This is a genomic window from Brevundimonas sp. 357 (genome assembly GCF_003938605.1).
Classification (GTDB): domain Bacteria; phylum Pseudomonadota; class Alphaproteobacteria; order Caulobacterales; family Caulobacteraceae; genus Brevundimonas.
Genome location: NZ_RHWX01000008.1, coordinates 1 through 19722, shown reverse-complemented (window position 1 = coordinate 19722; position 19722 = coordinate 1). Strand labels below are relative to the sequence as shown.

The window sequence follows — 19722 nt, the reverse complement described above, 5'->3', positions numbered from 1 at the left end:
GGCTCACGATGGAGCCTCCCTTGCTGGACCTCGCCCTCATCCTCAGCCTGTCCCAAGCCTGCGCCCCGCAGGTGGCCCCCGAAACCCTGGCGGCCGTCGCCTATGCGGAAAGCCGCTTCAATCCGAACGCCATCGGGGTCAACCGCGGCCCCCGGCCGGCGCGGACGCCACGCGACGCCGCCGAGGCGGCGCGCGTGGCGCGCGACCTTCTGGCCCGAGGCGCGAACCTCGATCTCGGCGTGGCCCAGATCAACAGCGACAACCTCGACTGGCTCGGCCTGTCGGTCGAGGCGGCCTTCGATCCCTGCCGAAACCTCGCCGCCGCCGGTCAGGTGCTTCGCGCGGGCTATCGGCCGGCCGAGGGCGTCGATCCGCAGACGACGTTGAGGATCGCCCTCTCCCGCTACAACACCGGTCATCCCGAGCGCGGCTTCCGCAACGGCTATGTCGCCCGGGTCGAGGCGGCCGCCGTCCGCCTCGGCGTTCAGGCCTTGCGCCCCGTCCAGCCCCTTGCGACCGCGCCGCTGCCCGACCCGGTCCAGACCGCGCCAGCGGCGGACTGGGACGTCTTCGCGCGCGCCCGGACCAGCCTGGTCCTGACCTTCACCGCCACCCAGACCGGGAGTTCTGAATGACCGCCTCCGTCTCCTCTCGCCGGTTCGGCGCCGTCGGCGCCATCGCCCTGGCGACCAGCCTGATCCTGGTCCAGCCGGCCTTCGCCTCCGCCAACGTCGAAGGCCTGCTTCAGAACGTCGTCGACATGCTGACCGGCAACACCGCGCGGCTGCTCGCCGTCCTGGCGGTCGTGGTCGTCGGCATTCTCTGGATGTTCGGCCTGTTCGACCTGCGGCGCGCGGCGATCGTGGTGCTCGGCATCGTGGTCGTCTTCGGCGCGGCCGAGATCGTCAATCTGATCACGGGCGGCGCCTGATGGACGACGCCCTCCCCTGGGTCGTGATTGGATCGGCGTCAGCGCTCCTGGCCCTTGTCCTGATGCTCGGCCTGAAGCTGATCTCGCCCAAGCGCTTCGCCCAGATCTTCGCCGGGCTCGCCTCCGGCGTCGCCATCGGCCTGGCCCTGTCGCGCCTGTCCGCCGGAGGCCCGCATGGCTGAAGAGCGACTGACCGAAGACCCCTTGTTCCTGGCCTGCACCCGACCGGCCATGATCCTTGGTGTCCCCATGGAAGCCATGGGCGTCAACGTCATCCTATCGGGCGTCGTCTTCCTGGTCGGCGGCAGCCTGCTCTATCTGCTCGTCGCGCCGGCCTTGCACCTGGTGTTCCGGGCGATCTGCCGGGCGGACCACAACGCCTTTCGGCTGCTGTTCGTCTATGTCGACACCAAGGGCCGGTCGCGCAACGCCGCGCTCTGGGGCGGCAGTTCGGCGACGCCGCTTCCGCTGATCCGGCGCTATCGTCCGGCGGAGCTGGCCCGTGGCTGAGGGCGGCGTCAGCGCGATGCGTCTGCGGCGCGAGGCCGACGCCCGGCCTCATCTGCCCTACGCGCGCCACGTCTCCGACGCCGTGGTGGCGCTCGACAACGGCGCCCTGATGATGGTTTTCCAGATCGACGGGGCCAGTTTCGAGACCGCGGACGCGCGCGATCTGAACGACTGGCACGTCAAGCTGAACCAGGCCTGGCGCAATCTGGCCGACGATCGCCTGGCGGTCTGGCACCATGTGGTGCGCCGCCCGGCCAAACTCGAGCGGTCCTCCGGCTTCCGCTCGGACTTCGCCGGCGAACTGGGCGCGCTCTACGACGACCGGGTCGCGGAGCGTCAGCTCTGGGTCAACGAGCTCTTCGTCACCCTCGTCCTCCACCCGGGCCGCGAGACCGGCGATCGCGCCGCAGCCCTGGCGCGTCGTCTGAAGGCGGCGCGGCGGGCGGAAGCCGAGGTCGAGACCGCCCACCTCCAGCGGATCGAGGAAGCGGGCCGGGACCTGATCCAGTATCTCGACCGCTACGCGCCGCGCCGGCTGGGCCTGTATGAACGCGACGGTCTCTGGTTCTCCGAGCCGATGGAGGTGATGCGGCTGGTTCTGACCGGTCGTCGTTCGGCGGTTCCGATCGTCTTCGGCCACCTCGGCGCGGCCGTTCATACGGTGCGCGCCATCTTCGGCCGCGAAACCCTGGAGCTGAGGGACGTCGCCGACGCCCGCTACGCCGGCGTCCTGGCGGTGAAGGAATATCCGGCGACGACCCGGCCGGGGCTGTGGGACGATCTGCTGAGCGTCAGCTTCGGCTTCGTGGCGAGCCAGTCCTTCGCCTTCCTGTCCAAGGCCGCCGCGCGGACGGTGATGGAGCGCAAGCAGAACCAGATGGTCTCCGCGCGCGATCGCGCCGCCTCCCAGATCATCGGCCTGTCGGACGCGCTCGACGACCTGGTCAGCAACCGCTTCGTGATGGGCGAGCACCAGGCCTCCATCCTCGTGCACGGCGATACGCCGGCGGCCCTGGCGGACCACCTGTCAAAGGCGCGCGCCATCCTCGCCGATTCCGGCCTGGTCGTGGCCCGGGAGGATCTCGGACTGGAGGCGGCCTTCTGGTCCCAGTTCCCCGGCGCCTTCGCCCGCCGCACCCGGCCCGCCGCCATCACCTCGCGGAATTTCGCGGCCCTGGCGCCGTTCCACGCCCATCCAGTCGGCAAGGCGCGCGGCGCCCACTGGGGCGAGGCCGTGGCGGTGCTGCGCACCACGGCTGGATCGCCGTTCTGGTTCAACTTCCACGTCGGCGATCTTGGACACACCTTCATCTGCGGGCCGTCCGGATCGGGCAAGACGGTCGTCCAGAACTTCATGCTGGCCCAGCTCGAACGCTTCGACGCCCAGCAGCTGTTCATCGACAAGGACCGGGGAGCCGAGATCTTCGTGCGCGCCTGCGGCGGCACCTATCTCGCCCTGCGCAACGGCGAGCCGACGGGCTTCGCCCCGTTCAAGGCGCTCGACCCGACGCCGGCGAACCGCGCCTTCCTGGTTCGCCTCGTCCGCGCCCTGGTCGATCGTCCCCACGAAACCCTGACGGTTCCGGAGGCGCGCGCCATCGATCAGGGCGTCGCGGCGCTGGAGGCCCTGCCTCGCGAGCGCCGATCCATCGCCGCCCTGCGCAGCCTGCTCGGCCAGGGCGACGTCGGGGGCGTGGGCGCGCGGCTGGAGCGTTGGCAGCGCAGCGGTCCGCTGGGCTGGGTGCTCGACAATGAGGAGGACGCCCTGAGCCTGGAGGCGCGGTTCGCCGGCTTCGACATCACCCAGATGCTGGACCACGACGAGGTTCGCACGCCCGCGATGTTGTATCTGTTTCATCGCATCGCCGAACGCGTCGATGGCCGACGCCTCGTGCTCGACATCGATGAGTTCTGGAAGGTGCTGGACGATCCGGCCTTCACCGAGCTCGCCCGGGATGGTCTCAAGACCTGGCGCAAGCAGAACGCCCTGATGGTGTTCGGCACCCAGTCGCCGGCCGACGCGCTCCGCTCGCCCATCGCCCATGCCATCCTCGAGCAGTGCGCGACCAAGATCTTCCTGCCCAACGCCCACGCCCAGGCCCGGGACTACATCGACGGCTTTGGCCTGACCCAGGAGGAGTTCCGGCTCGTCCGCGAGGTGCTGACCCCGGAGTCGCACCGCTTCCTGGTCAAACAGGGACACGACAGCGTGGTGGTCGAGCTCGACCTGCGCGGCATGGACGACGCCTTGGCCATCCTGTCCGGCCGGACCGAGACCGTCGCCTTGCTCGACCGTCTGCGCGCCGAGGCGGGCGACGACTACGCGCAATGGCGCGCCCCCTTCCATGACCAGAGGAGGTTCCTGTGAGAGCCCGAATCCTGTCCGCCGCGGCCGTCGTCGCCCTCGTTGTCGCTGGCGCTCCGGCCGCCCGGGCCCAGCAGATCGTCCACGACCCGAGGGCCCTCGCCCAGATGATCGAGGAGGCGCGCACCACCCTGGATCAGTTGAAAGCGCTGCAGACCCAGGTCGAACAGGGCCAGCGGCTGTTCGACAGTCTCAACGACCTGTCCGACGTCAACGCCCTGGCCGGCGAGCTCGGCCTGCCGACCGTGCGCAATCCCCTGCCCGATATGCGGTCGCTGCGAGCGGCGGCGAACGGCGACCTCGGCGCGCTCGGTGACCTGGCCGACCGCGCCGACGCCATCCGTCGCGACACCCGACTGTATACGCCGCCGACGGGCGATCTGAGCCCGGCCGGCGCCTATTACCGGGACAGTCTCGAGCGAGCGGGCGCCCGCACGGCGCGCGATCTCGCCGTGGGCGAGGCGGTGGCCGGAGCCGCCGACCGGCGGCTTGAAGGTCTGGAGACGCTGCGCTCGGCGCTCGACACCGCGCCCAACGCCCGGGCGGTGATGGATCTGGAGGCGCGGCTCGCGGCGGAACAGGCCCTGATCCAGAACGAACAGGTGCGGCTGCAAGGCCTGGCCCTGACCCAGGCGGCGGAGGCCCGGCTGGAGGAGCAACGCGCCCGGGAACGCGCCGAAGCCGCCCGTACGGCGCGCATGAGCGTCTACGAGAGGGCCTTCCAGTGACGCGGATCGCCCTGTTCGTCGCCGTCGCGCTCGCCGGCTGCAGTGCGCCGGACCGAACCGCCGAGAAATTCGCGGCCGACCCGGACGCGGCGGCCCGGGTCGTGGCCGCCTGCGACGCCGGCCGGACGGAAACGGAGTGCGACGCGGCGCGTCGCGGCCTGGCCGAGGCCCGGCGCGACGCCCGGATGGGCGCCTATGAGCAGGCTTTCTGAGGACCGGCCATGAGCTTCCGCGTCTTCGAGCCCAGCTACGACTTCATCGACGAGCGGTTGAACGTCTTTCTCGGCGACCGGCTGTCCTCGGTCATCGCCGAGGTCGAAGGACCGCTGCGCATCGCCCTGGTCCTCTATGTCGTGCTCTACGGCGTCGCCATCCTGCGCGGCGCGATCAGCGAGCCGGTGATGGATTTCGCCGTTCGCTCGCTGAAGCTGGCCTTCCTCTATCTGCTGGCGACGACGGCGGCCTATTCCACCTTCGTCACCGAGCCGTTGTTCACCGGACTGCCCAACGCCCTGACCCGGGCGGTCAGCGGTGCGGATACGCCCAGCGTCGGCGCGGCCTTCGACCAGTTCTTCGCCTACGCCGCCTGGCTGGGCGAGGACATCTCGCGCGACGCCTCGGCCTTCAATCCCGGCCCCTATGTGGTGTCGGCGGCGGTCTTCCTCGTCGGCGCCCTGGCCGCGGCCCTCGGCTTCGGCGTGGTGCTGGTGGCCAAGCTGGCGCTCGCCCTGCTCGTCACGCTCGGCCCGATCTTCATCGCCTGCGCCCTCTTCGACGCGACCCGGCGCTTCTTCTTCGGCTGGCTCAGCCAGGCGGTGAACTATCTCGTCCTGTTCGCCCTGATCATCGTCATCTTCCAGCTCGTGTTGTCGCTGGTGCGCGATCAATGGGGCGCGATCCAGGGCGCCGATCCGATGATTGGCGGCCTGATCTTCATCGCCCTGTGCCTGCTGGGCGCGATCTTCTTCCTGCAAACCCCCGCCATCGCCGCCGGGATCGCCGGCGGCGCTAGCGCCGGCCTGGCCGACTTCGCCAACGCCGCCGCCCTGGGCGGAAGCGGCTCGGGCCGCGCCCAGGGTCCGCAGGAATCCAGCCGCCAACCCCCGAGGAGCGGCGGCTCCATCCGACCGAGAGGCGCCTGACATGACCTACCGCTCACTTCTGCTCGCTAGCCTGTTGCTGCTGGGAGCCTGCGCCCACCGCGGCGATCCCTCGCTGCCGACCTGCGACGGCTCCGCCCGGCGACCGGCCAACCCCTACGGATCGGTGCTGACGCCCGCGTCCGAGCCTCCCGCCGAATCCGTCGCCTCACCGGACACGGGAGGCTGCGCATGAGCGGCGTCCACTCCTCAGAGCTGCAGCGCTATTTCGTCGAGGCGCGGCGCTGGGACCAAGACCGCCTGGCTTCGGCGCTCCGCTCACGCCGCCTGGCCTGGTCCGCCGCAGCGCTCGCCACGGGTCTGGCCGTGGTCTCGACCGGAGCCGTCGCCCTGCTGACGCCGCTCAAATCGACCGAGCCCTTCGTGATCCGGGTCGATCAGGCCACCGGCGCGGTCGACGTCATGCGCGGCCTCTCCGCCGAGGACGGGCCGGTCCGTTACGAGGAAGCGGTCAGCAAATATTTCCTCGGACAATATGTCCGCCAGCGGGAGGGCTATCTCGATCCGGCGGCGGAGGACGCCTTCCGGCTGGTGTCCATCCTGTCCGCGCCCGGCGAGCAACGCCGTTGGGCCGATCTATTCCGGGGTTCCAACCCGGCCAGTCCGCAGAATCTCTACGGTCCGGACGGCGAGGCCATCGTGGCGATCCGCGCCATAGGCTTCATCAACGACGGCGTCGCCAATGTCCGCTTCCGACGCACGGTCCGACAGGACCAGCAGACCGTCGAGAGCGACTGGATCGCCACCATTGCCTTCACCTACACGCGCGCGCCGATGTCGGAGCCTGACCGGCTGAGGAACCCTCTCGGCTTCCAGGTGACCTCCTACCGCGCCGATCCGGAGGTCATCCGATGACACGTCCCCTGCCGGCCCTGGCCCTGATCGCCGGGCTTGTTCTCGCCGCCCCGGCGATGGCGCAAACACCCCCCGATCCCCGGATCCGGGAGGCCGTCTACGACCCGACGGCGGTCTACCGCATCGCCGGCGCCTTCCGGACGGCGACCCAGATCGTCTTCTCCCCCGAGGAGATCATCCGCCACGCCGCGATCGGCGACAGCGTCGCCTGGGAGGTGGCCGCCGAAGGGTCGGTGCTGTTCCTGAAGCCGCGCGAGCGCCATCAGGCGACCAATCTGCTGGTGGTCACCGAGCGGGCCGGCGTCATCCGCCACTACGCCTTCGAACTGGTCGCGCGCGACCCTGGCGACCGCGCCGCCCTCGCCTATCAGGTGCGCTTCCGCTACCCGGCCGACGATCAGGCCCAGACCGCCCGCGCCCTTGCCGTTCAGGCCGAGGCGGTCGAACAGCGCCTGATCGGCCTCGAACTGGACCGCGGCGTGCTCGAGGGTCCGCGCAATCTGGCCTGGTCCGCACAGGGCGACGCGGCCCTGCAGCCGAGCGAGGTCAGCGACAACGGCCGCTTCACTATCCTGCGCTTTCCGGGGGTTCAGGCCTTGCCGGCCCTGTTCGAGGTCGCCGAGGACGGCTCGGAGCGGCTTATCCCCTACGACGTGCGCGGTGAGTTGGTGGTCGTCCACGGAGTCGCGCGCGGCCTGCGGCTGAGACGCGGATCATCGGTCCTCTGCCTGTTCAACGACGCCTTCGATCCGCGCGGCAGGGGCCTGGGCACGGGCACGGCCTCGCCTGTCGTCGATCGGGCTCCCCTCGGAGATCCGTCATGACCGGGGTCGCGGCGCCGCCTCCGGACGAGAGTCCGTCCCCGGCCTCGACGGCGGCGGACCGCGGCGTCTCGCCGATCGCCGGACGGTTTGGCGGACCGCGCGGCAAGATGATCACCCTCGCCGCGCTCGCCGCCGGTTGCGGCGTCTTCCTGATCGCGAGCTGGGATCGGGGCGACCGCGACGCCGAAGGCCCGACGACGCGTGATGACCCGCCGCGCCAGACCGCGCCGTTCGAGCCCGCGCGTCGCGACCCGGCGCCCTTGCTCAGCGACCCGATCGTCGATCCCCAGGCCCCCGTGCTCGACGACGGGCCTTCCGTTCCGCCGATCGAGGCCGGACCTCAAGGCGCGCCCCGCTCCGGTCCGTCGCCAGCGGAGGAACGACGCGCTCTGGCTGAAAGCGCGCGGCGGGCGCCGCTGCTGGCCTACAGCCGGGCGGGCGGCGGCTCCGCTATTCCTCCGCAGGCACCGGCGCCCGGCGCGCCTGCGGGACCGCAGACCTCTCTGGACCAGCTCAGGCAGGTCACCCCGGTCGGTCAGGCCCGCGCGCACCGCCTGCCCGACCGCAATCTGCTGATCACCGCCGGGACCAGCGTCCCCTGCGTGCTGCAGACGGCCATGGACAGCACCACTCCGGGCTATGTGACCTGTGTCCTGTCCCGCGATGCCTGGTCCGACAACGGCGCCGTGGTGCTGATGGAGCGGGGCACCCGGGTCCTCGGCGAGTATCGCGGCGGCCTCCAGCAAGGCCGGCGCCGTCTGTTCGTCCTCTGGACCCGGGCGGTGACGCCCACGGGAGTCGCCGTCGCCCTCGCCTCGCCGGCCGCCGATGCGCTCGGCCGATCCGGCTTCGACGGCGTGGTCGACACCCGCTTCTGGGATCGGTTCGGGGGCGCGCTGCTGCTGTCGATCGTCGACGACGGCGTCTACGCCGCCGTGGGCCGCGACGACGGCGGCGCGACCGCCCGCCTCCCGTCCGACGCGGCCGGGGTCGCCCTGCAGGGCTCGGTCGATATCCCGCCGACGCTGCGAAAGGGCCAGGGCGCGGAGGTATCGATCTTCGTCGCCCAGGATCTGGACTTCGCCGGCGTCTATCGGCTGCGATCCCGGTGATGGACGACACCTCCGTCCTCGATCACTACCTCGCGCCGCTGCGCCCCTTTCTGGAGCCGGAGACGGTGACGGAGGTCGTCGTCAACCGTCCCGGCGAGGTCGGGGTCGAAGCCGACGGCGTCTGGCGCTGGGCCGAGACGCCGGAGCTGACCGAAGCCTGGCTGCGCACGCTCGCGATCGCGGCCGCCGCCTACACCCGACAGGACGTCAGCCCCGAACAGCCAATCTGCTCGACCACCCTGCCCGGCGACATCCGTTGCCAGATCGTGTTGCCGCCCGCGGTCGCCGACGGCGGCCTGTCCCTGACCCTGAGAAAGCCGTCGCGGCGACGCCTGGGCCTGGCCGAGTTCGCGGCGGCCGGCCTGTTCGACCAGGTCGCCGACGCCCGCGCCGAGACCGCCGATCCCGTCGATGCCGAGCTGACGCGCCTGCGCGAGGTCGGAGATTGGCCGGGCTTCCTCACCCTGGCCGTCACCGCTCGCCGCAACATCCTGATCTCGGGCGCTACCGGCTCGGGCAAGACCACCCTGGCCAAGGGTCTGATCGCCCTCATCCCCGATCATGAGCGTCTGCTGACGATCGAGGACACCCGCGAGTTCGTGACGCCCCACCGCAACGTCGTCCATCTGGTCTATTCCAAGGACGGCCAGGGTCTGGCCCGGATCGGCCCCAAACAGCTTCTGGAAAGCGCCCTGCGCATGCGGCCGGACCGCATCCTGCTTCAGGAGCTTCGCGACGGCACGGCGTTCTTCTACCTGCGCAACGTCAACTCGGGGCATCCCGGTTCGATCACCACCGTGCACGCGGATTCGGCCGCCCTCGCCTTCGAGCAACTGACCTTGCTAGTGCGGGAGTCCGAAGGCGGGCGCGATCTGCCGCGCGAGGATATCCGCGCCCTGTTGCACCTGCTCGTCGATGTCGTCGTCCAGATGAAGAAGGTCGACGGCCGGTTCCGTGTGACGGAGGTCTGGCATGACCCGGTTCGCAAGCGCCAGCCCGGCGACTAGGGCGGCGCTGATCGCCACCGCGGCTCTCGGCGCCGCCGTGGTCCTGGGCGTCCTCACCGTGACCATCGCCCTCATCGGCCTGGGTCGGTTCTCCGGCGACATCGACCCGACGCGCGTCCCCGGCTGGCTCTGGTACTACCGTCACGATCCCGAGGTGCGACGCTGGCTGACCGTGGGCCTGTCATGCGCGGGTCTGGTCGGCGGGATCCTCATCGTCGCTGTCCTGCTCCGCCAGAGACGCCCTCTGCACGGCGCCGCCCGATGGGCGTCGGCGGCCGAACAGAGCCGCGCCGGTCTCAGATCGCGCTGCGGCGTGGTCCTGGGCCGGGCGGACGGGAGGTTCCTGATCGCCGACGGCCCGGAGCATGTGATGCTCTACGCCCCGACGCGCACCGGCAAGGGCGTCGGCGTGGTCATTCCGAACCTGCTCGCCTGGCCGGACTCGATCGTGGTGCTGGACATCAAACGTGAGAACTATCTCGCCACCGCCGGCTATCGGGCCGAGGCCGGCCAGACGGTCCATCTATTCGATCCGCTGGCGCCGGACGGCCGCACCGCCCGCTTCAACCCGCTGGATCACATCGACCGTTCGGACCCGATCCAGGTGCTGGACGAACTCCAGCGCATGGCGGCGATGCTGTTTCCAGCCCATGACAGGGCCGATCCCTTCTGGGCGGAGGCGTCGCGCACCGGCTTCATCGGCGTCGGCGGCTATGTCGCCGCCACGCCCGATCGCCCCTTCACCCTCGGCGAGATCTTCCGCCAGCTCACCGCCGGCGACGCCCGCGCCCGTCTGCCCCGCATCGTTGCGGCGCGCGCGCGGGAGGGACGCCCTCTTCCGGGGCCCGTCGTCGCCGCCCTGACGGACTTCACCAGCTCCAGCGAGAACACCTTCGCCTCCGTGCGTCAGTCGATCACCACCCGGATGGGCCTGTGGCTCAACCCCCGGATCGACGCCGCCACCTCGGTCTCGGATTTCGACCTGCGCGATCTGCGCCGCGGGCGGCTCTCCCTCTATCTGGGGGCCACGCCGGACAACATGCTGAGGATACAGCCACTCTACGCCCTGCTCTTCCAGCAGCTGGTCGATCTCAACAGCCGCAGCCTTCCGGCCCCCGCCGACCGTCCCACCCTCGTCATGCTCGACGAATTCGCTCGCCTCGGCCCGGCGCCGGTGCTGGCCCACGCCTTCGCCTGGGTGGCGGGCTACGGGCTGCGTCTGCTGGCCGTGCTTCAGAGTCCCTCCCAGCTCCGGGCGCTCTACGGACCCGATCTGGCCGAGGACGTGATGACCAATTGCGGCATCGAGATCGTCTTCGCGCCCAAGGAACTGAGGATCGCCCGGGAGCTCAGCGAACGGCTGGGCTATTATACGACGGACGGGCGAAGCCGCAGCCGGCCGACCGGCCTCGCGCGCGGCCGACGCAGTACGACCGTGTCCGATCAGCGCCGGGCGCTGATGCTGCCCCAGGAGCTCATGCAGCTTCCGCAGACCGCCCTGATCGTTCTCAAGGCCGGCCTGCCGCCCGTTCGCGGCATCAAGATCGCCTACTGGCGGGAGCGGATCTTCCGGCGCCGTCTGCGTCCCCCTCCCACGCCCGCGCCGACGGTCGATGCGCCGGTCGTCCCGTCCGCTCTCGAGGAGGACCCCATGGATTTCGACGTCATCGCCCGCGCCTTCGCCGCCGAAGGCCTTCCTCCGCCCCCGCCCGACGCGGATGAAACCGATGTCGCGGCCTGGCTCGACCGCGTCGTCGACGCCACCCCGCCGGAGCGCGAGCCATGACCCCGCCAGTGTCCGCGCCGGCGGCCAACCGCCTGCGGCCCGCGCCCGGCGCAGCCGCCCGCTCGACCGCCAAGGGCGACGTGCCCGACGCGGTGCTCGACCGCTATCTGGTCGAGCGCGATCTCAGGGGCCGGGCGGAGCGGTTCTTCCGGGATCATCGTGCCCCCGCGCCGATGTTCCGCGACCGGGGTGGATCGCTCACCTCGACCCAGGCCTATCCCGACGCCGTCATCGACATGCTCAAGATCGCACGGCACCGCGGCTGGGAGCGGATACAGGTCTCGGGCGACCCCGCCTTCCGGCGCGAGGTCTGGATCCAGGCCCAGAGCCTGGGTCTGGAGGTCCACGGCCATCGGCCCAGGGACCGCGATCGCCAGGCGGCCGGGATCGACCGGGCCTCCTCCCAGAAGCCCCTCCAGGATCCGCTCGCCGAGCGGCTCGCCCGCGCGGCCGTGGTGGTGGCCCGTCTCATCCCCGATCCCGCCATCCAGACCAGGCTGCTGGAGGCCGCCTGGGCACGCGCCGGCCGCGCGCGTCCGACGGAACGGGACACGACGCGCGACCGCGAGCGGCGGCGCTAGCGGTCGCGCCTAGAAATTGTTCTTCAGATACGGCGACACGGTGAAGGCCGGGAATCCGACGCCGTCCCTCATCCGGTTGATCAGGTCCCAATACATGCCCAGCGCCAGCGGATCGCGGATGTCCGCCGGAACATCGAAGCTGTAATCGCCCTCGAACCGGGCGCCACGTCGCTAGGCCCGGGCGAACTCCGGCGAGAGGTAGGCGAACAGGGCCCGGCGGATCTGGTCCAGGAACTCGCCGATGGTGCTGGCATGATAGGAGAAGACGTCGGTGTAGAACCACTGCTGGAAGTCCGGCAGGGACCGATAGACCATCCCCTCATCGATCTCATGGCCGTGCCGCGCGAGCATCGCCCTGATCTGCTTCACCCGTGCATCGAGCCGGGAGAAGTTGTGCTTGTTGGCGTCGCCCACGATCTTGAGCAGCCAGATGCGGGAGACGCGCAGGTCCACCGACAGGTCGAGTTCGGGAAGCCAGACCTTGGGACAGAAGCACTCCGCGTTCAGCCAGTCCGCGAAGGCCGAGGCGGAAGCCGCCAGACCGGAGGCGTCGGCGCCCAGGGTCGGCTGACGGCCGATGGCGTCCAGATAGAACAGATAGGTTCGATCGGTCTCGCGCGCGTCTGCCGTCGAAGGGGCGAAGGCGAAGGGCAGCGCAGACGGCCGGGGCTGGGCCAGGAAATCCGCCAGCAGGATGGCGAAGACTCGTTTATGGGTTCCCGACTTGAACACCAGATTGGTCGGGCGGGAGGTCATCGGGTAGTCGAAGATCTCCAGATTGACCATGTCGTCGATCATGTCCCAGACCGCCTTCAGCAGGATCGCTTCCTGCTCGATCGGCGCGTAGCGCAGGATCACCGGGCCGTCGGGGCGTTGGCGCGGTCCGCGAGCGCCTCACAGGTGTCCATCAGCGTCTCGAAGGGCTCGGCGTCCGCCTCCAGCAGGCCGTCCTCGACCATCCGGCGGTAGTCGTCCCTGAGGGCCTCAAGCGAGGCGCCTTCAGGCTTCAGACGCAGCCCGCCCGTGACCGCCTGTCCATAGTCGATCTCCGCGCCGTCGGCGGTCTCGCGGAAGAACATCGCCTTGTGTCGCGCGACCGCCTCGGCGACCGCCCGATCCGCGATCGCGGTGTCGGCGAAGCCGGCCGCGTCCAGCCGCGACAGATCGTGCCAGTGGCGAGAGAAGCGATCGCCCCGCAGTCGTCCCTGCGCGCAATAGACATGGGCGGCGGTGGCCTTCTCCCAGAACGTCCGTTCGGCCGCCATCACCCGCGGCGTGGCGGTCGGGAAGACGATTCCTTGCAGATGAGCCGCCGCATCGCAGACCACCGGTCGCGGCGCGCTGGGCTCGCCGGTCGCCCGCGCGCCGAACTCGAGCATCACGCTGGGCGAGACGTAGCCGGTGCCGGTGCTGGTCGGCGCATAGTCGACAAAGGCTTTGGCGCCCTCGATCCGCACCGTGGCGCCGACGCCCTCGGCGGCGATCCGGGCTTCCAGAAGCGGCCGCACCTCGCCATCGACCCAGAGCGGCAACAGCCGCTGGACATCCCGGGACCAGCGCCGCTCCTCGGCGCGAGTCTCCGGCACCGGGTCTTCGGGCGCATTGGCCAGATCGGGAAGCAGGCGACGGATGTCCCAGGTCAGATCGATGTCTTCCGAGAACCGCTGGATGACGTCATAAGCCTTGGACAGGGACGTCCCGCCCTTGAAAACCAGGCCTTCACCCACGGGCGCCTCGAACAACGCGCTCAGGGCCCAGACAACCCAGACATCCTTCTCAAGGAGATGAGCGGGCCGGCCGGACTCCGACGCCGCCGCCGCGAGGGCTTCGGCCCGGTCCTCGGCTGAAAGCTGCAGGAAGGTCTCAGACATGGGCCGCCTGGCTGACCGACCGCGCCAGCCAGGTCGGCAGACGCGGTCCGACGGACACCAGTTCGCCGAAGGCGGCAGGCCCCAGTTTTCGTTTCAGGGCCTCCAGCGCCGTAGCGGCCTTCTCCGGCCCCAGCCAGGCCAGGGCGCGAACCGCTTCGCCGGCTGGACGATCGGCCAGGAGCAGCTGCCATGCGGGCGCGTGCTGAAACTCCACCGTCTGCTTGCCGACGTTTAGGAGCCGGCTCTTGCCGTTGGTCAGATAGACCATGCGGATCGGCACCTGGGTGGTCAGGCCCAGGGCGTTGGCGGCCGCCGCCCCATTGGAGGCGACGACCTCGCCACGCTGCTCGCTCACCGCGCGCACGACCGTTTCCACCGAAGGCGTCCGCGATCCGAAGCGGCTTTCCAGCGGACGCATGTAGACGCCGCGCCCGGCGCGCACGAGCCGCCCCCGTCGCACGAGGCGCGACAGGGCCTGATCCACCGCCGCGCGGCTGCCCAGATGGAGCAGCCCCTTGGCGGCGACCGGCGCGCCCTCCGGCAAGGCCTGGGCGCGCTCCATGATCTGTTCAGCGAGCACCTGCATGATCGTCTCCTTGTCAGAAATATAGTTCTGTTTCTGACACTCCGCAACCGAGCCCATGGAAACGCACTGCTTCATCGGCTTCGCTCCCGCCCGGTCGAGCGATCGACGGCCGCGTCCCTCAAGGCCTGGTCGCGGGTTTTCGGCCCGGGCCGCTCCCGCACGAACCGCTCCACCACCAGGGCCAGGGCGCGATCCGCCGGCCGATCGGACCGACCCAAGCGAACCGCTTCAGCGACCAGGGCGCGCCGCATCGCCAGCTCGCGCGCCTCGATCGCGTCCAACCACGGACCTCGACCGCCGCCCTCCCGAAGCGCATCGCGATAGGCGGCGGCGAGCGCGTCGGGCAACTCCCCCTTCCCGGCCAAGAACCGCTCTCGCATCTTGCGGATCGGCATCCGTTCGGCCTTGCGGGTCACGCCACGCGCGCGCCGCGGGGTGGCCTCCGCCTCGATGGACCGGTTGCGCAGCGCCCGGGCGAACCCCTCGCGCCAGATCTGCAGGTCGGCCTTTCGCGGATTGAGCCGTTCGCCGTCGCGTCCCAGCCGGCGCACCGTCAGATGCACGTGCGGGTGCCGTCCCTCGTCATGCAGGGCGAAGACATAGGCGAAGCGCTCGCCGAAGGTCTCGGCCGCGAACGCCCGGGCGGCGTCATGCAGACGCACCGCATCAGCCCCCGCCGGCATGCTGAGCACGATCGACAGGGAGATCGAGGCGTCGCGCCTGCGTCCCGGCTCCATCGCGAATTCCTCGGCCCAATCGCGGGCGAGCGCACGCACCTCGGCGCGGCCGTCCAACCGCTCCCCGTCCGGCCCTTCCAGAGCCACGGCGCCGTTGCGGCTGATGTAGTCGAGATGCGCCTTCAGGTGGTCGCCGTCCCGGGTTCGGCCGGTCACCTTGACCATCACCTCCGGCGCCCGGCGCGCGACGCGGACGAAACGAGCGACCGGATCCTGATCCCTGTTTCGGGACGGCCGAAGCACCGTGGGCGTGATCCGCGCGCGGCGAGGATCGACCGGCGGCCGCAACGCCTCCTCGAACCCACGCGGCGAGCGGAAATCGCTCACGGCCGCGCGGCCCAATAGGACAGGTTGCCGTCGAAGGCCTCGCCGAGCGCTTCCACCCAGGCCGCGATCTCGGCCTGGAAGGCGCCGAGCTGGGCCAGCTCAAGATCGAGCACCTGCCCCTCCATCACCGCCGTGTTCAGGGCGCGGGCGATCTGGTTGATGTTCACGCCGATGCGCCGCAGCTCGCGCCGCACCTCGATCAGCGCCAGGGCCTCGGGACGGCTGAACTGCGGACGATCCCGCAACCGCCGCCGGATGAGCGAGACACTCCATTGGGTTCGCGATAGCCCGACAGCGGCGGCCTCGGCCTCCAGGAGACGCAGGTCAGCCTCGCTGAGGCGCAGTGTCAGCTTGCCGGATCTGGGCGCGCAGACCGCCTCCAGCGACGTCGGGACGGGTGCCTGCGCAGCCCCCTCCATGAGCCGACGAAGCAAGCGGGAGCGCCCGCCCTGACCCGCCGCCGCGGCGTCGAACCGGCGGATCAGATCGGGCGAGACGCGAAGGGTGAGGCGGTTCATCGGGAGGTTGGTCTGTCAGACATTGCCGGCGCAAAGCCTATCCTGCCCTAGACCGTCACCACCCTCGCCCCGTAGGCCTCCGGTGCTGCCCGCCCTCCCCTCGGCGTCCGCTTCACGGCCGCTCGCCCGCCGCCCTGAAGGGCGCCCCAACCGAGGCGGCGCGACGCCGGGAGACGTCGCGTTTGTGGAGAACAGGGGATCGCGCCTAGGCTTGTGACGCGCGTTGTTCTGCACGCGCAGGTTTGCAGGATCCGGCGTCGTATCGACGGAGTGGCGAGACTATATGCCCGACGATTTCAGCCTGAAACGGTCAGCCCGTCTCAACGCGGCCTATGCCGACTACAGAGCCGCGCTCGATGCGTCGGGGGTCGCGAAACGCTTCATGCCGTATCGCTGGTGGACCCTCCCGAACCCCATCAGCGGCCTCTGGCTTGTGTACAGCAGCATGCTTGAGGACTACGCCACCGACCTCGCCAATGTGATCAACGACCTCACTCACCACGTCGCGCGTCTGCGAGCGTGGGCGATCATCGTCGAGCCGATGGATGATGACGCGAAGATGGAAGTCGCGCACGAGTTTATCGGCATCCTCGGCGTCGCCGCGCTCAGCGCGCCGTACGCGATCAAATCGCGCTTCGCGGTCGCGGCGGCCCACCTGTCCCACCAGGCGAACATGGCTAAAGACCTCGAGAACTGGAGAGACGAGTTTCCCGACAAGAACCTCTACTTGAACGACGTCGAGCCCTTTGGTCGCACCTGGGGGAAGTTTCTTCGCTTCAAGCTCAAGGTCGAACCCATCGCCGGCAGCGGCTTCAAAGCCCAAACCCACGACTTCCGGAACGCCTACAACCACCGCTTCTCACCCCGGCTCCTTCTGGGGCTGAGCAATACGGTGACCCGCTACGTCGATGGGGCGACGGGCGTCGTGAGCTACGGAGTCGGCGGAACGCCTCCTCTCGATTTGAACAAGGTCGCAGATTTGCTGCAGCTCGAGTGCGACCAATGCTACGTCGCCTTCGACGCCTTCCAAGCGCTGGTCGGGGAGCAGGTGGAAGCCATCACCAAGTTCGAGGCAAAGAACGCTCCAGAAGCGAAAGCCGTCTGATGTTGAACCAGGCCTACTTCGAAATGGGCGACGTTCCAGCCGTCGCGGGCCAATCTTGGATCCCCCTTAGAGCCAACCACGATGTTGATCTGGAGGCGCCCGAGGACCTGAGATCGGCGAAGCGCTTTGCGGGTGTCGCCACACTGGCGGTTTACGCCGGGAAAGAGGAAAGCGCGGCACGTCTGAACTGGGGCGACCTGAGCCTCCAGCCTCATCGCGCCTTCGTCTGGAACGGAGAGTACCATCCCGCCGACGTCTACTTGGACAATCGCTTCGACGGGCCGCTGGGGATCAACCTCGTCATAGATCAGGACCTCGAAGGCGCGGCGGACGGCGTCTGGCACCTTCACCCTGATCTGGTCCTGGCCCTCCGTCTGAGCCGCGATGGCGACACCTGGTTTCGGCCTGACGAAGGCTGGGCGGAGGTCGTACGCCTCATCCGCGATGAAGATCGCCCGGTTCGATTGGAGATCCGCGCCGAGTTTCTTGCCGACTATCTCGCTGCTCGTTCGATGAAACTCTACCTGTCCAGCTACCACGAGCGAGTTGTCGAGGCGGATGAGGCGCCCAGCTTCTCTTGGCCCGAAGAGGGGTACAGCCTCGAGAACAATCGCGACACGCATGAGGGCCGGATCGCCCCCAGACGGAAGTTGGGATTGGGCGGCGACGGGTTCCGGATCGCCGGCGTCTTATGGCGAACGGAGTGGTTCGAGCCAGGCGATTTCAGTCCGCGCGTCCGCGGCGATCGCGATCCCAACCCGATTGCATTTGCGTCAGGACCTCGCGGTGAGCGTGTCACCGCCGATGCGTTGCAGAGAGGCATCGACTGGCTTTTCTTCGAACCAACTCTGGTCGGGCATCTTTTGCGACACCGCGGCAGCCGGCTGCAGTGGGCCAGCGCAGAAACCGGCGCCGTCGGGGCAGCTGAGGCGCCGCTGCATTTCGGTTTGAATGAGCGAGGCCTCATCAATGTATTCGCCAAGGATGTCGGTCGCCTTCAGGCGTGGGAACAGCGCATCTGGGCTGCTCACAGCGTGGCTGAAGACGGCGGCGTTTCCGCCGAGCTCTTCCAGGTTCAGATGATGGTGAACCCGGCGGATACAACTGCCCCGGAGCATGTATTGCCAGAAGTGCTGGGTGCGTTCGAGGCGACATTCCGAGACGTGTTCGGAAGCGAGATTCTGCGCCCACATCAGTCAGTCAATGATCTGCTGAAGCGATCGCACCGGTTTCGTGCAGCGGAACCCGACGGTTTGCTATCCCTCGCGAAAGACGTCACGCGCTTGTTCATCGAGCGAGTAGATGTCGACGCCGTTCGCAACGCCGCCGTTGCGCGTGGCCATGTCATTGGGGGCGTCAAGGCGCTCAAGGCGCTTGAAGCCCTCGCGTCCACCGGTGTCGGCGAGATGGCGGCGAAGGCGCTCATGGCGCCGCTGTTCGGCCTCTATGATCTGCGTCTGGCCGATGCTCATCTCGGATCGGACGTCGCTTCGGCGCTCGACCGACTTCGCGTCGATCCGAAGGCCCCGGCAGTGATCCAGGGGCGTACTCTTCTGGAAAACGTCGTGATCGCGGTATCGGCGCTGACTGAGGCCATCGCGGCCCAACCCGGTGGGTCCGCGGCGTAGTCCATTGCGGTTCTGGCAACTTCTGGGTCCGCAATCGGGCGGTTAATCAGCCTCAGGGCGGAGGCTGAAGCGCCTTTAGGTGATCCACGGCCTTCTGCGCATGAGAGGCGGCCGAGACGACAAACCGTACATCGTCCTTCAGGACCTGCAGCGAGTTGGCGATATAGGCGGCATGGTCCTCGCGCGGTTCCAGGGCGAGCCCGAGGTCCGCGCAGAGGAAGGCGGCCCCCAGTTCGGCGACAAGTTCCTCGCGAGCGTAGCCCGGATCGCCGAAACGCTGCCGGCCGAAGTCCCGGTCCAGGCGGCTGGGATGACGCGTCCAGTGGGTCATCTCGTGGCAGAGCGTGCTGTAATAGGCATCCGCCGTCTCGAAACATTCGAACGGCGGCATCTGCACATGATCCGGACCCGGGGCGTAATAGGCGCTTCCACCGCCGTGACGAATGTCCGCGCCGCAGTGCCTGAAGAAGGCGTCGATGCGCGCGATCCGCTCGTCCGGATTGATCTCGATCGTCTCCGGCTCGCCGTAGCGATCTGGCAGGCCCTCGATCTGATCGACGTTGAAGACGGTGTAGGCCTTCAGGAACGGGATGCGCTGCTGGACGTCGGCTCCGGTGTCGTCTGTGTCCTCCCGGACGATCTGGTTGGCGTAGACGACCGTCGCGCCGCGTTCGCCCTTGCGGACGTGGGCGCCGAGGGCCAGCGCCTGGCGGAAGGTCATCCAGGTCGATCGGCTGAAGCCACGGCTCGCGGCCTCGCCCCAGAGCAGGACGACATTGATGCCGTTGTATGGCGTGCCGTCATGGCGCAGCGGGCGGCTGACGGAGCTCTTGGCTTTCCACGGCTGGGTCCAGGGGCGAACGCCGGCTTCGAGCTGGGCGATGATCTGTTGGGTGATCCGGCTATGGATGTCCGGGCGTGCGGGATCGGCGGGGCGCGTCATGGCGGCCTCCTCGAGAGGGATTTTCGGATGAAGGAGCGGCGGGGGGGGGGGCCCCCCCCCCCCCCCCGGGGGGGGGGGGGGGGGCAAAAAGCAATATGAAACCCCACACCACAACACCACCACGGAAAGATAAAAAAAAAAAAAAAGC

Annotated in this window: 22 protein-coding genes; 16 read left to right on the top strand and 6 right to left on the bottom strand. The window is 69.2% G+C overall.

Annotation, left to right across the window (positions count from 1 at the left end):
• Positions 1-20 precede the first annotated feature (20 nt).
• The 14 genes from EGK63_RS08505 (at position 21) to EGK63_RS08440 (ending at position 11859) form a co-directional block, all read left to right on the top strand.
• Positions 21-635 (top strand): lytic transglycosylase domain-containing protein, encoded by a 615-nt coding sequence (locus tag EGK63_RS08505; RefSeq protein WP_054765310.1) that lies wholly within the window; start codon positions 21-23, stop codon positions 633-635.
• Positions 632-931: a TrbC/VirB2 family protein gene (locus EGK63_RS08500; RefSeq protein ID WP_054765309.1), complete on the top strand. Its 300-nt coding sequence runs from the start codon at positions 632-634 to the stop codon at positions 929-931. The genes EGK63_RS08505 and EGK63_RS08500 overlap by 4 nt, the downstream gene beginning before the upstream one ends.
• Positions 931-1113: a hypothetical protein gene (locus EGK63_RS08495; protein WP_054765308.1), complete on the top strand. Its 183-nt coding sequence runs from the start codon at positions 931-933 to the stop codon at positions 1111-1113. Before EGK63_RS08500 ends, EGK63_RS08495 begins: the two co-directional genes overlap by 1 nt.
• Entirely contained in the window at positions 1106-1441 is a 336-nt protein-coding gene (locus tag EGK63_RS08490) for a type IV secretion system protein VirB3 (RefSeq protein WP_054765307.1), read from the top strand. Before EGK63_RS08495 ends, EGK63_RS08490 begins: the two co-directional genes overlap by 8 nt.
• Positions 1434-3809 (top strand): VirB4 family type IV secretion/conjugal transfer ATPase, encoded by a 2376-nt coding sequence (locus tag EGK63_RS08485; RefSeq protein ID WP_224761366.1) that lies wholly within the window; start codon positions 1434-1436, stop codon positions 3807-3809. The genes EGK63_RS08490 and EGK63_RS08485 overlap by 8 nt, the downstream gene beginning before the upstream one ends.
• Positions 3806-4534 (top strand): type IV secretion system protein, encoded by a 729-nt coding sequence (locus tag EGK63_RS08480; RefSeq protein WP_054765306.1) that lies wholly within the window; start codon positions 3806-3808, stop codon positions 4532-4534. Before EGK63_RS08485 ends, EGK63_RS08480 begins: the two co-directional genes overlap by 4 nt.
• Entirely contained in the window at positions 4531-4746 is a 216-nt protein-coding gene (locus tag EGK63_RS08475) for an EexN family lipoprotein (RefSeq protein ID WP_054765305.1), read from the top strand. The genes EGK63_RS08480 and EGK63_RS08475 overlap by 4 nt, the downstream gene beginning before the upstream one ends.
• Before the next feature lie 9 nt (positions 4747-4755).
• Positions 4756-5676 carry a type IV secretion system protein gene (locus tag EGK63_RS08470; protein WP_054765304.1) on the top strand — a complete coding sequence of 307 codons (921 nt, stop codon included), beginning with the start codon at positions 4756-4758 and terminating at the stop codon, positions 5674-5676.
• Positions 5677-5865: 189 nt separating this feature from the next.
• Positions 5866-6549: a virB8 family protein gene (locus EGK63_RS08465; protein WP_054765303.1), complete on the top strand. Its 684-nt coding sequence runs from the start codon at positions 5866-5868 to the stop codon at positions 6547-6549.
• Positions 6546-7373 carry a TrbG/VirB9 family P-type conjugative transfer protein gene (locus EGK63_RS08460; protein ID WP_054765302.1) on the top strand — a complete coding sequence of 276 codons (828 nt, stop codon included), beginning with the start codon at positions 6546-6548 and terminating at the stop codon, positions 7371-7373. The genes EGK63_RS08465 and EGK63_RS08460 overlap by 4 nt, the downstream gene beginning before the upstream one ends.
• Entirely contained in the window at positions 7370-8485 is a 1116-nt protein-coding gene (gene virB10 / locus EGK63_RS08455; RefSeq protein ID WP_197273290.1) for a type IV secretion system protein VirB10, read from the top strand. The genes EGK63_RS08460 and virB10 overlap by 4 nt, the downstream gene beginning before the upstream one ends.
• Complete coding sequence (gene virB11 / locus EGK63_RS08450) at positions 8485-9492, top strand: P-type DNA transfer ATPase VirB11 (RefSeq protein WP_054765301.1); 1008 nt, start codon at positions 8485-8487, stop codon at positions 9490-9492. The genes virB10 and virB11 overlap by 1 nt, the downstream gene beginning before the upstream one ends.
• Positions 9458-11278 carry a type IV secretory system conjugative DNA transfer family protein gene (locus tag EGK63_RS08445; RefSeq protein ID WP_054765300.1) on the top strand — a complete coding sequence of 607 codons (1821 nt, stop codon included), beginning with the start codon at positions 9458-9460 and terminating at the stop codon, positions 11276-11278. Before virB11 ends, EGK63_RS08445 begins: the two co-directional genes overlap by 35 nt.
• Positions 11275-11859: an LPD7 domain-containing protein gene (locus EGK63_RS08440; RefSeq protein ID WP_054765299.1), complete on the top strand. Its 585-nt coding sequence runs from the start codon at positions 11275-11277 to the stop codon at positions 11857-11859. The genes EGK63_RS08445 and EGK63_RS08440 overlap by 4 nt, the downstream gene beginning before the upstream one ends.
• Positions 11860-12030: 171 nt before the next feature.
• Here EGK63_RS08440 and EGK63_RS08435 read toward each other — a convergent pair whose 3' ends face one another.
• The 5 genes from EGK63_RS08435 to mobC all read right to left on the bottom strand — a co-directional run bounded on the left by EGK63_RS08435 (position 12031) and on the right by mobC (position 15898).
• On the bottom strand, positions 12031-12717 hold the full coding sequence (locus tag EGK63_RS08435; RefSeq protein WP_054765298.1) for a hypothetical protein: 687 nt from the start codon (positions 12715-12717) through the stop codon (positions 12031-12033).
• Entirely contained in the window at positions 12714-13730 is a 1017-nt protein-coding gene (locus EGK63_RS08430) for a nucleotidyl transferase AbiEii/AbiGii toxin family protein (protein WP_054765297.1), read from the bottom strand. The genes EGK63_RS08435 and EGK63_RS08430 overlap by 4 nt, the downstream gene beginning before the upstream one ends.
• Positions 13723-14316 (bottom strand): DUF6088 family protein, encoded by a 594-nt coding sequence (locus EGK63_RS08425; RefSeq protein ID WP_054766883.1) that lies wholly within the window; start codon positions 14314-14316, stop codon positions 13723-13725. The genes EGK63_RS08430 and EGK63_RS08425 overlap by 8 nt, the downstream gene beginning before the upstream one ends.
• A gap of 71 nt (positions 14317-14387) precedes the next feature.
• Positions 14388-15380 (bottom strand): relaxase/mobilization nuclease domain-containing protein, encoded by a 993-nt coding sequence (locus tag EGK63_RS08420; RefSeq protein WP_054766882.1) that lies wholly within the window; start codon positions 15378-15380, stop codon positions 14388-14390.
• Positions 15377-15898, bottom strand: coding sequence for a plasmid mobilization relaxosome protein MobC (gene mobC, locus EGK63_RS08415; RefSeq protein ID WP_054765296.1), 522 nt, complete (start codon positions 15896-15898; stop codon positions 15377-15379). Before mobC ends, EGK63_RS08420 begins: the two co-directional genes overlap by 4 nt.
• A gap of 283 nt (positions 15899-16181) precedes the next feature.
• On the opposite strand from mobC, the gene EGK63_RS08410 reads away from it, so the two are divergent.
• Complete coding sequence (locus EGK63_RS08410) at positions 16182-17003, top strand: hypothetical protein (protein WP_054765295.1); 822 nt, start codon at positions 16182-16184, stop codon at positions 17001-17003.
• Positions 17003-18631, top strand: coding sequence for a hypothetical protein (locus EGK63_RS08405; protein ID WP_054765294.1), 1629 nt, complete (start codon positions 17003-17005; stop codon positions 18629-18631). The genes EGK63_RS08410 and EGK63_RS08405 overlap by 1 nt, the downstream gene beginning before the upstream one ends.
• 52 nt (positions 18632-18683) lie before the next feature.
• On the opposite strand, the gene EGK63_RS08400 is transcribed toward EGK63_RS08405, so the two are convergent.
• Positions 18684-19574 carry an ArdC family protein gene (locus tag EGK63_RS08400; RefSeq protein ID WP_125900823.1) on the bottom strand — a complete coding sequence of 297 codons (891 nt, stop codon included), beginning with the start codon at positions 19572-19574 and terminating at the stop codon, positions 18684-18686.
• Positions 19575-19722 lie beyond the last annotated feature (148 nt).

Excerpts from the sequence above, each read along its gene's own strand:
- EGK63_RS08500 (WP_054765309.1), top strand. The coding sequence starts at position 632 with ATGACCGCCTCCGTCTCCTCTCGCCGGTTCGGCGCCGTCGGCGCCATC.
- EGK63_RS08445 (WP_054765300.1), top strand. The coding sequence starts at position 9,458 with ATGACCCGGTTCGCAAGCGCCAGCCCGGCGACTAGGGCGGCGCTGATC.
- EGK63_RS08400 (WP_125900823.1), bottom strand. The coding sequence starts at position 19,574 with ATGACGCGCCCCGCCGATCCCGCACGCCCGGACATCCATAGCCGGATC.
- EGK63_RS08440 (WP_054765299.1), top strand. The coding sequence starts at position 11,275 with ATGACCCCGCCAGTGTCCGCGCCGGCGGCCAACCGCCTGCGGCCCGCG.
- EGK63_RS08460 (WP_054765302.1), top strand. The coding sequence starts at position 6,546 with ATGACACGTCCCCTGCCGGCCCTGGCCCTGATCGCCGGGCTTGTTCTC.
- EGK63_RS08430 (WP_054765297.1), bottom strand. The coding sequence starts at position 13,730 with ATGTCTGAGACCTTCCTGCAGCTTTCAGCCGAGGACCGGGCCGAAGCC.
- EGK63_RS08470 (WP_054765304.1), top strand. The coding sequence starts at position 4,756 with ATGAGCTTCCGCGTCTTCGAGCCCAGCTACGACTTCATCGACGAGCGG.
- EGK63_RS08495 (WP_054765308.1), top strand. The coding sequence starts at position 931 with ATGGACGACGCCCTCCCCTGGGTCGTGATTGGATCGGCGTCAGCGCTC.
- EGK63_RS08410 (WP_054765295.1), top strand. The coding sequence starts at position 16,182 with ATGCCCGACGATTTCAGCCTGAAACGGTCAGCCCGTCTCAACGCGGCC.
- virB10 (WP_197273290.1), top strand. The coding sequence starts at position 7,370 with ATGACCGGGGTCGCGGCGCCGCCTCCGGACGAGAGTCCGTCCCCGGCC.
- EGK63_RS08405 (WP_054765294.1), top strand. The coding sequence starts at position 17,003 with ATGTTGAACCAGGCCTACTTCGAAATGGGCGACGTTCCAGCCGTCGCG.
- EGK63_RS08465 (WP_054765303.1), top strand. The coding sequence starts at position 5,866 with ATGAGCGGCGTCCACTCCTCAGAGCTGCAGCGCTATTTCGTCGAGGCG.
- EGK63_RS08490 (WP_054765307.1), top strand. The coding sequence starts at position 1,106 with ATGGCTGAAGAGCGACTGACCGAAGACCCCTTGTTCCTGGCCTGCACC.
- mobC (WP_054765296.1), bottom strand. The coding sequence starts at position 15,898 with ATGAACCGCCTCACCCTTCGCGTCTCGCCCGATCTGATCCGCCGGTTC.
- virB11 (WP_054765301.1), top strand. The coding sequence starts at position 8,485 with ATGGACGACACCTCCGTCCTCGATCACTACCTCGCGCCGCTGCGCCCC.
- EGK63_RS08425 (WP_054766883.1), bottom strand. The coding sequence starts at position 14,316 with ATGCAGGTGCTCGCTGAACAGATCATGGAGCGCGCCCAGGCCTTGCCG.